This window comes from Longibaculum muris (genome assembly GCF_004343035.1).
GTDB lineage: Bacteria > Bacillota_I > Bacilli_A > Erysipelotrichales > Coprobacillaceae > Longibaculum > Longibaculum muris.
On sequence record NZ_SMCQ01000004.1, the window covers coordinates 95,713 to 109,224 of the forward strand.

14 protein-coding genes and 1 other annotated feature are annotated in these 13,512 nt (G+C 30.2%); of the genes, 1 reads left to right on the forward strand and 13 read right to left on the reverse strand.

From position 1 onward, the window contains the following. Positions 1 to 5: 5 nt before the first annotated feature. From EDD60_RS04905 to EDD60_RS04915, 3 genes are read right to left on the reverse strand one after another with little or no spacing between them, the layout of a single operon-like run. On the reverse strand, positions 6 to 1,334 hold the full coding sequence (locus EDD60_RS04905) for an MATE family efflux transporter (protein WP_066449538.1): 1,329 nt from the start codon (positions 1,332 to 1,334) through the stop codon (positions 6 to 8). Positions 1,335 to 1,364: 30 nt separating this feature from the next. Next, positions 1,365 to 2,114 (reverse strand): pseudouridine synthase, encoded by a 750-nt coding sequence (locus tag EDD60_RS04910; RefSeq protein ID WP_243646633.1) that lies wholly within the window; start codon positions 2,112 to 2,114, stop codon positions 1,365 to 1,367. Beyond that, positions 2,065 to 2,349: a ParB N-terminal domain-containing protein gene (locus EDD60_RS04915; protein WP_066449535.1), complete on the reverse strand. Its 285-nt coding sequence runs from the start codon at positions 2,347 to 2,349 to the stop codon at positions 2,065 to 2,067. Before EDD60_RS04915 ends, EDD60_RS04910 begins: the two co-directional genes overlap by 50 nt. Positions 2,350 to 2,450: 101 nt before the next feature. Between EDD60_RS04915 and EDD60_RS04920 the strand changes: the two genes are divergently transcribed. Then, positions 2,451 to 3,200 (forward strand): MurR/RpiR family transcriptional regulator, encoded by a 750-nt coding sequence (locus EDD60_RS04920; protein WP_066449533.1) that lies wholly within the window; start codon positions 2,451 to 2,453, stop codon positions 3,198 to 3,200. Positions 3,201 to 3,285: 85 nt separating this feature from the next. Here the strand turns inward: EDD60_RS04920 and EDD60_RS04925 are convergent, their stop codons facing one another. The 10 genes from EDD60_RS04925 to EDD60_RS04970 all read right to left on the reverse strand — a co-directional run bounded on the left by EDD60_RS04925 (position 3,286) and on the right by EDD60_RS04970 (position 13,505). After that, positions 3,286 to 4,080, reverse strand: a complete 795-nt coding sequence (locus tag EDD60_RS04925) for an ABC transporter ATP-binding protein (protein ID WP_066449527.1) — start codon at positions 4,078 to 4,080, stop codon at positions 3,286 to 3,288. Further along, entirely contained in the window at positions 4,074 to 4,937 is an 864-nt protein-coding gene (locus EDD60_RS04930) for an ABC transporter permease (RefSeq protein WP_066449524.1), read from the reverse strand. The genes EDD60_RS04925 and EDD60_RS04930 overlap by 7 nt, the downstream gene beginning before the upstream one ends. An 11-nt stretch (positions 4,938 to 4,948) precedes the next feature. Then, positions 4,949 to 5,932, reverse strand: a complete 984-nt coding sequence (locus EDD60_RS04935) for an ABC transporter substrate-binding protein (protein WP_066449522.1) — start codon at positions 5,930 to 5,932, stop codon at positions 4,949 to 4,951. A gap of 118 nt (positions 5,933 to 6,050) precedes the next feature. Next, positions 6,051 to 6,284 (reverse strand) — a binding site (T-box leader). 101 nt (positions 6,285 to 6,385) lie between these two features. Continuing rightward, positions 6,386 to 7,249 (reverse strand): type II secretion system protein, encoded by an 864-nt coding sequence (locus EDD60_RS04940; protein WP_082787429.1) that lies wholly within the window; start codon positions 7,247 to 7,249, stop codon positions 6,386 to 6,388. Positions 7,250 to 7,260: 11 nt separating this feature from the next. Beyond that, complete coding sequence (locus tag EDD60_RS04945) at positions 7,261 to 8,307, reverse strand: type IV pilus twitching motility protein PilT (RefSeq protein ID WP_066449519.1); 1,047 nt, start codon at positions 8,305 to 8,307, stop codon at positions 7,261 to 7,263. An 11-nt stretch (positions 8,308 to 8,318) separates the two neighbouring features. Then, on the reverse strand, positions 8,319 to 9,992 hold the full coding sequence (locus tag EDD60_RS04950) for a GspE/PulE family protein (protein ID WP_066449517.1): 1,674 nt from the start codon (positions 9,990 to 9,992) through the stop codon (positions 8,319 to 8,321). A gap of 19 nt (positions 9,993 to 10,011) precedes the next feature. After that, entirely contained in the window at positions 10,012 to 11,502 is a 1,491-nt protein-coding gene (locus EDD60_RS04955) for a PilW family protein (RefSeq protein ID WP_066449515.1), read from the reverse strand. Between the two features lie 44 nt (positions 11,503 to 11,546). Next, positions 11,547 to 12,110: a PilW family protein gene (locus EDD60_RS04960; RefSeq protein WP_066449513.1), complete on the reverse strand. Its 564-nt coding sequence runs from the start codon at positions 12,108 to 12,110 to the stop codon at positions 11,547 to 11,549. Between the two features lie 17 nt (positions 12,111 to 12,127). After that, the gene (locus EDD60_RS04965; RefSeq protein WP_066449511.1) at positions 12,128 to 13,063 is read right to left on the reverse strand and encodes a type II secretion system protein; all 936 of its coding nucleotides are present in this window, start codon (positions 13,061 to 13,063) and stop codon (positions 12,128 to 12,130) included. Beyond that, positions 13,050 to 13,505 (reverse strand): hypothetical protein, encoded by a 456-nt coding sequence (locus EDD60_RS04970; protein WP_066449641.1) that lies wholly within the window; start codon positions 13,503 to 13,505, stop codon positions 13,050 to 13,052. Before EDD60_RS04970 ends, EDD60_RS04965 begins: the two co-directional genes overlap by 14 nt. Positions 13,506 to 13,512 lie beyond the last annotated feature (7 nt).

Consider the following 13,512-nt stretch of genomic DNA (forward strand, 5'->3'; position numbering starts at 1 on the left):
AATTCTTAAATTAATTGTCTATTCATCCATTTACCACTCAAATATCTCCATACAAAGAAAATCACACGAACAATCCAATCAACAAACATCGCAATCCAAACACCAATTAACCCTAATCCCATATATTGTCCTAAAACATAGCTTAAACAAAATCTAAAAATCCACATTGATGAAGCTGATACAATCATTGTATATTTAGCATCATTAGAAGCTCTTAAAGCGTTAGGGAAAGTAAAGGATAGTGGCCAAACAGTTGCAGCAAAGAAACCATGCATAAAGATACATTGATAAGCTAAATCAATAGTTTCTTTTGATAAAGAATAAAAAGTTAAAATTGTTGGTGTTGCTAATAAAATAATAGCAATTAAAACAAGCATTGAAAGATAAGTGATTTTCATAATTTTCTTAATATAATAACGCGCCTGTTGATAATCATTAGCGCCAACACATTGCCCAACTACTGTAACCATCGCAAGTCCCATCGCCATACCAGGAATAATTTGCATTTGTGCAATATTATTAGAAACTGCATTTGCCGCAATTGAATAAGTTCCAAACGTAGCAATTAAACTTTGAACCAATATCTTTCCAAATTGAAACATCCCATTTTCTAATCCTGAAGGAACACCAATTGATAAAATCTTCTTAATATAAGTAAAATCAAATGACCAATGTTTCATATCATCAATTCTTAACTCATTATCACTATGAATAAGCATATACAAAATCACAATACATGCCACTGCCCTCGCAATCAAAGTTGCTAAAACAGCCCCAAATACACCCCATTGAAAACCAAAGATAAAAATTGCATTCAAGACAATATTAATCGCATTCATAATTGCACTATTAATCATTGAAATCTTAGAATTTCCTACTGCCCTAAACAAAGCTGCTCCAGAATTATACAAAGCAATAAAAGGATAAGAAAGCGCTGAAAATAAAAAATAAATTTCAGCATTTTTCATCACATCTACTTCAACATTACCAAAAATCAAATGTAACAGTGAAGCATTAAAAAAGACCACAATAACCATCATTATCGCTGATAATAAAGCCGTAATCAAAATCAATTGTTTAGCTGAATATCGTGCTTTTTCATGGGCTTGCTGGCCAATAAACTGTGCTGCCACAACGGCTCCTCCGGTTCCCAACGCAGCAAAAATATTAATTAATAAAATATTAATTCCATCAACCAATGAAACTGCTGAAACAGCAGCTTCGCCAACATTTGATACCATAATTGTATCTGCAAAACCAACTGTCACGGCTAATAATTGTTCAATGACTAATGGAATCATTAATTTCTTTAAATCACGATTAGAAAATAACATATTCGTTCACCCCACGAACCTATTATAATCCTAAAAATATTTCTTTTGTACTTCTTTCATTTTTTGAAATTCTCGTTTTGTCAATTGACGAAATTGTCCCTCTTTTAATTGCTCATCTAATAAAATTCCAGCAAAACTCATTCGCTTTAAGGCAGTCACTTGATTATCACAAGATAAAAACATCTTCTTTACTTGATGATATCTTCCCTCATGAATCGTTACATAACAATGAAAATCATCAATAATCTCTAACCTTGCACTTTGACACCTTATTTTTTGATCAATCACAATACCTTCTTTAAAAAGATCAATTAATTGTTCTTTTAATGGTTTCAAAACAGTGACCAAATATGTTTTTTCAACATGATAATCTGGTAATAATAATGCTTTAGATAAAGAAGCATCATTGGTTAATAATAAAAAACCTGTCGTATCTTTATCTAATCTTCCCACACAATAACAATCTTTTCTATCAATCAAATCAATAACACAAGGATACTTTTTATCATGATTAGCACAAATATATCCTTTAGGCTTATTCATCATATAATAAACAAAAACATTTGTATCAATAACTTGTCCATCGACTTTTATCACATCATCTTCATTCACTTGAAAATCAATATCACTGATAATATCTTCATTAACGTGTACACGACCATGTTTTATCAATGTCCGACATTGTTTGACATTTCCTAATTGATTTTTCATTAAAATAAGATATAAAGGTTTAATGAGTATTTCTTCCTCTCCAACAATCATTTGAACGAATGTTATCATTATTTTTAATAACGATACAAACCTCTCGTCCACGTTTATAATGAGGATTGTCTTTAAGAATATCAGTTAATGCTGATAAGCGTTTATGACCATCAACACATTGGTAATAATCACCATTTTGATAAACCGCAATCGGAAATGAAAAACCAATACGAACAATCGAATCATAAAGTTCTTTTGAATAAGAACAATAGTTAAATTCAATGGATGATAAATCTATTTTATGAATACGCACAAAATCACCTCTTTAAAATTATATCATTTTTTTCATAAAATCAAAATGATTATCTTTTTACTTTATATCATGATATAATAAAAAACAAGGGAGGTAACTATATGAATATCTTATTAAGTCGTATCCTCACATATTTAAATGGGACATTATTTCATGATTTTCATTATAAGATTTGTACTTTTGTTATTTTTCATTATTTAGAAATGGAAGATATGAGTGAAGAAAAGTTCTTAGAGTTGGGAAGTTTTAAAAAAGAAGAACTCTATGCTTTTATAGCTTTATTAGGATTTAATCAATATGAGGAATTTAGAGAAACATTAGTGAATCATCATCAGACACGTTTAAATCAAATTAGAGTAAGAATGCTTGGTGTTGATAGTCGAGATTTTATTGAAAAAATGGATAAAGATTGTAGTGATGATGAAATGGAAACTATTATTAGTGATATTTGTGCTAAATTATATAAAGCGAAAAGAATTGTTGTTTTTGGTGCTTTATACCCTATTTCTATTGCGATTGAACTACAAACTGATATGATTACTTTTGGGAAACCTTTTATTCAATATCATAGCTATGACCCAATTGTTATGGATGAAAAAGATGTTGCGATTGTAATTAGTGCAACTGGTAGATATCTAGAAGGATTTAAGAAATCTAAAGAAGATGTTCATATTGAAAATGCTCAACAAATCTTAATTACACAAAATAAGAAATATTTAAGAACTGAAACAAGTCCAAATTGTAAAGTTATTTATGTTCCAGGTAAATTTGATAGTATTAACTTTAATTATCAGATTATGACGATTTGTGATTTAATACGTCTCCATTATTTCCAACAATACTATTTATAAAAGAGTTGATTGATATCAACTTTTTTTGTGCACGAATAGATAGTTATGCACATTTTATTGTGCATAACTAAAAAGATAGCAACAATTAGTTACTATCTCTCAACAATAGACGATCATTATAATCATGTGTAGAAGTAGAATACAAATGAATCAATTCATCAACAGTCATATTCTTTCTTCTCTCTCCTTCAATTAAAGCAATAATTTCTCCATCTTTCATAATCATTGTTTTATTTCCATATCGAAGTGCATCTTCCATGTTATGGGTTATCATAAGGGTTGTAATATGGTTTTCTTCAACAAGCTTTGAAGATATAGATAACACTTTTTGAGCTGTTTTGGGATCTAAAGCTGCAGTATGTTCATCTAATAAAAGTAACTGTGGTGTAACATAAGTCGCCATCAATAAAGTCAGTGCTTGTCTTTGTCCTCCAGATAAAGTTCCAACTTTGACATCAAGCCTTTCATCTAAACCAAGATTCAATTCTTTTAAAGCTTGTTTCATTTCTTGTTTATGAGTGTGAGAAAATAATTTAAGACTAAAATGTTTACCCCTTTGTGATGCTAATGAAAGATTTTCTTCAATTGTCATAGATGGAGCGGTTCCTTTTAAAGGATCTTGAAATAATCGTCCGATGAAACGTGAACGTTGATATTCTGGCATATCACTTAAATCTTTTTGATTTAAAATAATCTGCCCCTGACTGGCTTCAACTGCCCCAGCAATCGTTTGAAATAAAGTTGATTTCCCAGCCCCATTGCTGCCAATAATAGTGACAAAATCACCATCTTCTAAAAGGAGATTAATATGATTTAAAGCTACTTTTTCATTCACAGTTCCTGGATTAAAGACAACCTTGACATCTTTTAACTCTAACATCTTTTCTTCCTCCTTTTCATTTGTGTTGATGCAATTGCTAAGACAACTAATAATGCAGATAATAACTTCAAATCACCTGAAGGTAGTCCTAACTGCAATGCTACAGTTAAAATACCTCGATAAAAGATTGCTCCTATAATAACCGCAAGCAGCTGAAATATAATCTTATCTTTTTTAATAAAAGTCATACCAACAATAATACTTGCAAGACCAATGACCATCATTCCAGTCCCACTATTAATATCAGCAAATGTTTGATGTTGTGTAAAAACCGCTCCTGACATAGCGACAAAACCATTCGCTAAAGAAAGACCTAGAATTTTCATCTTATCTGTATCAATCGAACTTGCTCGAACCATATCTTCATTATCCCCACAAGCACGAAGCGCTAAGCCAAGTTGTGTTCTTAAAAAATAGTGCAAAAATAATGCGATTAAGAAAACAATGAGACCAATAAGAATCAATTTATCATAAGGCTGTAAAAATGATAATGAAGAAAAGATTGTTGATTCTTCAAATAAAGAAATACTTGGAGAATCATTCATGATTCTTAAATTAATGGAATATAAGCCAGTCATTGTTAAAATCCCAGCAAGCAAAGGCATGATTTTAATTTTAGTAATCAATAATGCTGTCACAAGACCAGCAAAACACCCTGCTAAAAATGATACAATAATCCCTAAATAAGGGTAAGAGTGAACAGTGAAGATTGCACTCACTGCACACCCTAAGGTAAAACTTCCATCAACTGTTAAATCAGGAAGATTTAAAATCTTATAGCTGATATATAAACCAAGTGATAATATAGCAAATATTCCACCTAATTCTAATGCGCCTAAAATGATTGTCATATTCATAAAATCAACCCCTATTTCATCATTGATAATGACTTGTCATTTGATATACTATCTGGTAATTGTATTCCTAATTGTTGATAAATCTTCTCATTAACATAAATATTTAAATGATCTTTAAAGACTTTGACAGGAATATCTTTAACATTCTTTCCCTTTAAAATCTGATCAACCATATTTGCTGTTTCTTTCCCTAAATCCTCATAATTAATACCAACATTTAAGAAACCACCATCTTGAACCATTGAATCAGCCCCAACATATAAAGGAATCTTCGCTTTCACACAAGCCTTAGAAACCACATTCATAGCACTTGCTACAGTGTTATCATTCGGTGCAAAGATAGCATCTGATTTTGCTGTTAAAACATCAATTGCACTTTGAACTTCATTAACCCCTGTCACTGTTGCTTCAACAATTTCAATTCCTTTTTCCTTAGCAAAAGCTTTTGCTTTATTAATATTTGTCACTGAATTCGCTTCACCTTTGTTATAAATCACACCAAGTTTCTTTAATTGTGGATTCACTTGCATTGCTTTTTCTAAAATCAATTCCACTTGAATCTCATCACTTGTTCCTGTTATATTCTTATCTGGTTTTTCTAAAGATGAAGTTAATTTTGCTCCAATTGGATCACTGACTGCGGCAAAGACAACTGGTGTGTCAGTCGCTAATTTTGCTGCTGATTGAGCCACTGGTGTGGCAATTGCCATGACAACATCTGGATTCTTTCCTTTAAAATCCTGAATAATACTTGCTGCAGTGTTGTTATCACCTTGAGCATTCTTAAATAAATACTCAACATTTTCACCATCTTTATAACCTAATGTTTGCATTTGTTTGTCAAATGCATTTTTAATTGTATTCAATGATGTATGTTCAACATACTGAATAACTGCAACCTTCTTAACATCTTGGGAAGCTTTTTCACTTCCACACCCCACTAATAAACTTGTAGCTAACGCTGCTACCATCATACCCTTAACTAATTTTTTCATTTTTCTTTCTCTCCTTTTCATTTATTTTTTTATTAAATCAAAAGAAGCTACACCATCGTTTTCTATTCATTACAATTCCCCCCCTCTTGTTAGCATAAAACAAAAAACACCTGTCCTATCAAAGGACAGATGTAATAATCTGCGGTACCACCTTTATTGGTTACAATGAACCCACTCTGTAAAATGCTAACACATTTTTGCTTTATAACGTAAGCTCACGTCGCAGGATACTCGTTACCTTTCCCCTTTGCCCTCGTAGGTCCATTTACTTAACTGCCACTATCTAGCTTCCACCACCCTAGACTCTCTAAAAGTACATCTTTAAGTTTTATCTCCTACTCATTGGTTTGTTGTATACAATTTAACATAGAATTTATAGTGTGTCAATAAAAAATATATTTTTTTGTTATTTAGATAAAAAAGCATATTATATTTATGATTTTTCCATTTATATTATGGTATTTGTAAAATTGGATAAGTATAACCCTGTGTTGTTTGCATAATAACTTTACACTTTATAGTTGAACCAAAAGAATCATCTAAATTATAAACACAACCATCAGCATAAAATTTATAAACACAAACTTCTAATTCTTTACCAACCATTGCTTTAGTGATTTTCTCATTACAAATATACATTGCATATACATAACGAAATTTATGTTCACACATACGATTATCCGTTTCTTTCTTTTCAAAAATTATTTTCCAGCTAAAATAATCAGAATTAATTCCAGAATCATTTAGCCACCTAGAAATTGCACTTCCAATCCCATGCAATTTACCTCCAGTTGCCTCTTTACTAGGCGCTTCAGAATCTGCAACACTTCCTACTGCTTTTGTATTAAAATAATCTTTAATTTGACTCATCGGTTCTTCAGATGTCATAATTATTTCAGCTATTGTACTCAAATCTGGATTCGTTTCAATAACAAATTCATTTGATTCTTTTGTATACAACACATATGTTGTTTCATCATATTTATATCTAAAATAACTGATTTTATCATTTTCAAATCTTAAATCTTTTATTGTTCCACTACCATTTGCTTTAGAAACATAGGATTGAAGTATATCATTATTAACTTCATAATATGTCCCTGAACTAGAGTGATATGTCCCATTCAAAGAAGCACGATTAGATCTTGAACCACTTTCAGCAACGTGAAAAACAGATTGGGCTTCATTTATAATTCTTTTTTCATGTACATCATCAAAATAACTCATTGATACTGGCACTGCTACAGCCATTAAAATAGCTAAAATAACAACTGTTACAATAATTTCTACTAATGTAAAACCTTTTTGATTATTCAAGGTTATCACCTCTAAATCATTTGCTGTAATTCAGCAATATTATCTGTATATTGGATAGCACTTTCTCTTGAAATCTTACCTTGTCTTAAAAGAGAAACCAAACACATATTTAACGATTGCATACCAAATTGTGAGCCAGTTTGAATCATACTATTAATTTGATGACCTTTATTTTCTCTAATTAAATTTGCAACTGCTGGTGTTGCAAGCATAACTTCTAATGCAGCTACACGCGATTTTCCATCTGCTGTAGGTATTAATTGTTGTGTAACAACAGCATTTAAAACTCCCGAAAGTTGTGTACGAATCTGCTCTTGTTTATGAGGAGGGAATACATCCACAATACGATCAATTGTTTTTGCTGCTCCAATTGTATGAAGTGTTGAAAAGACTAAATGTCCAGTTTCAGCTAAAGTCATAACGGCTTGAATAGTTTCATAGTCACGCATTTCTCCAACTAATATAACATCTGGATCTTCTCTTAATGCACTTTTTAAGGCTGTATCAAAAGACTCAACATCGAACTCTACTTCTCTTTGATGAATTAGTGCTAAATCTTGTCTATAAACATATTCAATAGGATCCTCAATTGTTAAAATATGACATTTACGATGATGATTGATTTCGTTAATCATTGCAGCTAAAGTCGTAGACTTTCCAGAACCAGTAGGTCCTGTTAATAAAACCAATCCTCTATTGTCTTTTGTTAATTTATTAAGAATTGGAGGTAATTGTAGTTCTTCTAAAGAACGTATACGTTCATAGATAACTCTTAATGCCGCACATAATTGCCCTCTTTCTTTATAAACATTGACTCTGTAACGATTTATATTTTCCACATAAACTAAATCAATATCTTTACCAGCATTTAATCTTTCTTTTTGATTTTCATCCAACATTGATAAAATCATTTCAACTACATCTTCAGTAGTATATGAATGTTCATAAGGAAAAAGTATCCCATTATTACGCATCATAATATGATTTTCCCCACCTAAATGAACATCAGAATATCCATTATTACGGGCAAGATGTAAAATATCATCAAGTCTTTGCATATGACTACCTCCTATCTTTCATAATATGAAATCTTTAACAATTCGTTAACTGTTGTTTTACCTTCTTCAACTAGTTTTAATGTTTCTTCAAATAATGAATGATAATTTTGATTAACCTTTACATAATCAAAAATATCACTAATATCATTTTTATCACTAATCATTCGACGAATACGTTTATCAATCAAAATCATTTCATGAACAGCAATACGTCCTTTATATCCAGTATGATGGCATGCCGGACATCCAACACTTTGATAAACATATTCAATATCTTTTCCCATTATACGTTTATCATCATCATTAGCCTTTACTTTTTTAGCACAATGTGGACATACTTTTTTAACTAAACGTTGAGCCACAATCCCAACAACACTATTAGAAACCATATAAGGTTCAATCCCCATATCTTCAAGTCTAACAATCGTACTAATCGCATCATTCGTATGTAATGTAGATACAACTAAGTGGCCAGTAATAGCAGCTCTTACGGAAATAGAAGCAGTTTCAGCATCACGTGTTTCACCAACCATAATAATATCTGGATCCTGACGCAAAATAGCCCTTAAACCACTTTCAAAAGTCAATCCTGCTACATTATTGACTTGCATTTGATTAATTCTATCTAATGTTTTTTCAACTGGATCTTCAATCGTCAATATGTTCACATCGCGTTTAGCTAACTTTTCCATAATCATATATAATGTCGTAGTTTTCCCAGAACCAGTCGGACCAGTTACATAAATGATACCATTAGGATTATCCATCATTTTCATCATTTTTTCATAATTTTCATCATTCATACCAAAATGATTAGCATAATCAATAGGTGTATTAGAATTTAAATATCTTAAAACAATTTTCTCTCCATGAACAGTTGGAACAATAGATACACGAAGATTCATTCTTTCTCCATTAATCGTTATAACAAAATGTCCATCTTGAGGAATTCTTTTTTCAGAAATATCAAGATTCGCAAGAATCTTTGTACGAACAACCAAAGCATTGTGAATATTTTTTTGTAATTTCATGGATTCAATCAACATTCCATCAATTCTCATTCGCACTAATGTTTCATTATCAAATGGCTCAATATGAATATCTGAAACATTACTATTAAAACCATTTGTTAATAAAGAATTTAATAATTTAACAACAGGTGTATCATCAGCTTCACTATCAAAAATTTCCTCATCAGACATTTGAAATTGATTCGTTTGTTGATTTGCAACATCCGCAGCATTTCTAGCACGAACCTCAGAATAATAATATGAAATAGCATTTTTTACTGCTTCTGTTGTCGCTAAAGAAATAGCTAAATCCATTCCAGTTACTAAACGAATATCTTCAAAACCGTAGAAATTCATTGGATCACTTGTTACAACACCTAAGGTATTTCCTTTAATCTCAGTAGATAAAATATTATATTTTTTAGCTAATGTTTCAGGAATTCTACTTACTGCTTCCACATCAATATTAACACTATTCATATCTACAAAAGGTTCCCCTAATTTAACTGATAAAGCCTGCAATGTTTGTTCTTCTGTTACAAAACCTAAATCAATTAAATGCTGACCTAATCTCTTACTTCTATCATTCTTTTGAGCATCTAATGCCAATTGTAACTGTTCTTCATTAATATATCCTTGTTCTTTTAATACCTCACCTATTGGTATCATTTTCATATATCTCTCACCAACCTTTTCAATATAATTTCTTCCAAACTAAACCATAACTAGTATTATACTCACCTCCTGGATTTAAATAGTTGCTATATAATTGTCCTTCATAATATCCTGTATTAGCGATATTAGTTGTATAATTTTTAATGACATCTAATGTTTCATCCGTCAATATATCACATTGTGCTTCAAAATGACTCTTAACACTTCCATTGTTTGCCACTGATAATATACTATCTCCCTTAACATAAGCACTATTCTCATCATAATCTAATTTAATCTCTTGCCAACCAAATTTTCCATTAGATTTTTCTCCTGGCTTAGCATCATTATTAAATACACGATAATAATAATGATAAAATGTACCTGTTACTGAAGTATCAAGAATTCTTACAAAGCCACTAGGATCTGTTGGAGGATCGCTAAAAAATACTGGATATTGACTATTTTTTTTAGGATCATAATCAACAATTTTTGAAAGATCTATTTTATCAAGCTTTGATATAATTGTTTTTTCATCATAATTAGCATATTCATTAGGTTTTATTTCATATTTCGTACTTTTAGCTTCTTCTTCAGAAATTTCTTCCCAGTTTTTATTCCAAATATTATCAGGTACAGGGTTATAAGGAAGTAAACCTAAATTACGATAATATTTACCATTATAAATAATAACATCCCCTAAAGAATATTTACTATTTAATGTCCATTCTGATGTCAATCTTTTCCAGAAAGAAGATGAAACCCCTGGCTCATCACATCCAGAATTAGTTGTATTATTGTATAACCACCAGTAACCATTATGAAAGACTCTATCTCCTTCCCTATAAAAATATGATGATGAATAAAACCATCTATTTGTCCCTAAATCCATAGATAATAATTGGTCAGCAACTGTCCCATCACCTTCAATTGTATTATCATTATCAGACTGATCAATTATTCCTTTATCCTTATTTGCATAAAATAACCAATAGCCATCATTTGATAATTGTTTATAATCAGATGTATAAAAAGTTTGTTCTAAAATTTGCTTATTTGTAGATAAATTAAGAAATATAACCGTATCTCGATTCGTATATGTTACTTCATTTTTATTATTTACTAAATTATATTTAATATCTAACCGTTGATTTGATTGGGAAGTACCATCACCTTTCATAGCAATAGAGAGATTCTTCTTATTTGTAAAATTTTTATCAAACACTCTCGCTCCATCATGATATAATTCATTATCTTTAATATAGAAATAATGCCAGTCAGAATCTTCTAAATAATTAGGCACCATACTATTATCTTGTTCTATAAATCTTACATCAGTCGAATATTTAATTTCGTCTCTAACATAATCAGTTATAGAATCTATACATCTTTTATCTAAATCCATTTCTGTTGTTGTTGTTAAAAAATTAGAAGATGATAAAATAATTCCTCCAGCTATAAGCAAAACAATTGACCCTATAGCAATTGAAACAATAATTTCCACTAAAGTAAATCCTTTACTTTTTTTCATTATTTCATCTCTCCTTTACGTTATATAAAACTTACGCAATATCGTTATTTATCATTTTCATTCAGATAAAATAACCAATATTCAGTATTTAATAATTCTTTATATTCTGCAGTATAAAGTCCCTGTTTAAGTATTTTTTGATCTACAGATAGATTAATAAACAAAATTGTATCCCTACTTGAATATACTAAATCATTATTATTGTCTAACAATTTATATTTTATATCCAAACGATGATTCGATTGGGTTGTTCCATTTCCTTTCATCATGATAGAAAGACTTTTCTTATTAGTAAAATTTTTATCAAAAACCCTTTCACCATCATGATATAATTCTCCATTTTTAACATAGAAATAATGCCAATTTAAGTCATCATCAGAATAATCAGGTACAAGTTTACTATCTTTTGGAATAAATCTAACATCTGTAGAATACTCTATTTCTCCTCTAACAAAATCAATAATTGAATCTAAAGATTGTTTTTCAATATCAATATTAACCGGTTTTGATGAAGACAAAGTAAATCCAACTATTATAAATATCATTATTAATCCAACAGTAATTGAAAAAATCATTTCAATTAAAGTAAAACCTTTACTCGTTTTCATTATCTTATCTCCATCCATTATTTTTCAATCATATATATGTTAAATCTATATTTATTACGGTTATCATAAATTTCTTCTGGTGTATAGGCCTTTCCATCACGAATACTAATCGCTTTTGCATCTTGATAACCATTTTTAGAAAAGGCGCTTTGCAAATTCCCGCGGGCCCAATTATCTCTTTCATCAAACAAAGTCCCTCCATTAGGACCCAATAAAACTGTTCTATTTTGATAATCTCCATATGGGGTTTCAAAACCAATAACATCATATGATGAATCAGCTTGTTTTTGAATCTGATACCATATGATATCTCCCTTTATATTTAAATAAGCGGAAATAGAACTTTTTATTTGAGATTGAGTTGCGACTCTGCTTAAGCAACTTAAAACATATTTTTCATTATAATATGTCTCAGTAGCAGACTTTTTTATTTTAATGCTTTCGTCAGAATAATATTGATAAGTAACACCACCATCATAATTATGATTTATGTTAACTTTTATATATGATGGGAAAGAAGCTTGAGTGCTTGCCATAGGCCAACGCATACGAAATCTTATAGTTGCTTCTACCATTTCATCATCAGATGGAGTTTCATTGTCAACCCATTCATTTAATTGATTAGATGATATAAACTTAGAAAATTTGATATCAAACATATCTGAAGAACTGCCAACCATTTTTTCTTGAGATACTGTAGAACACTTAAACGATGTAGATGTTCCATCATCAAAAGTGAAAATCATTGAGTCAGAATAAAGACTTATATCATCATTGTCAGTCGCAACAATTGAATTATATAATGTATTCGTTTCTGTTTTTATGATAGAACCTTCACTCGCAATAACTGATACATTATAAAAACCTACTAAAAACATTCCTCCTGCAATAGCAAGTATAGCAAAAGTAATTATCGATTCAATTAAAGTAAATCCCTTTTTATTCATTTTCATGGTTGTATTCATCCCCAATCTTAGAATAAGTTACTTTTTTCCATTGACCGCTTTGTTTCATCAATGTTAATTGTATTTCTTCAGTTTGATGATTATATATAGATGTTACTTGAATATAAATTATATTTTTGTCATTGTTATCATATTTAATAACTGCAGATATTTCACCTGCATGACCATTCGGTAATTGAACATCAGTTATTTTTCTATCAGTATAGTTATTTGAAGGTAAAAATAATTCCTCACTATTATTTATTTGACCAGCAATAGTCTCTATGACAGAAATACCATTTAAATATGCCTGTTTTCTTGCATGTTCATTAATTGCTCTTTTTTGGTAAGATGTTGCAATAGCAAGTGCAGTCCCTAATATGATGAAAATAATTAGAACTATAACTATTCCTGTTACAATTGTAGAACCACGTTCATTCATCTTTTTCATCATTGAC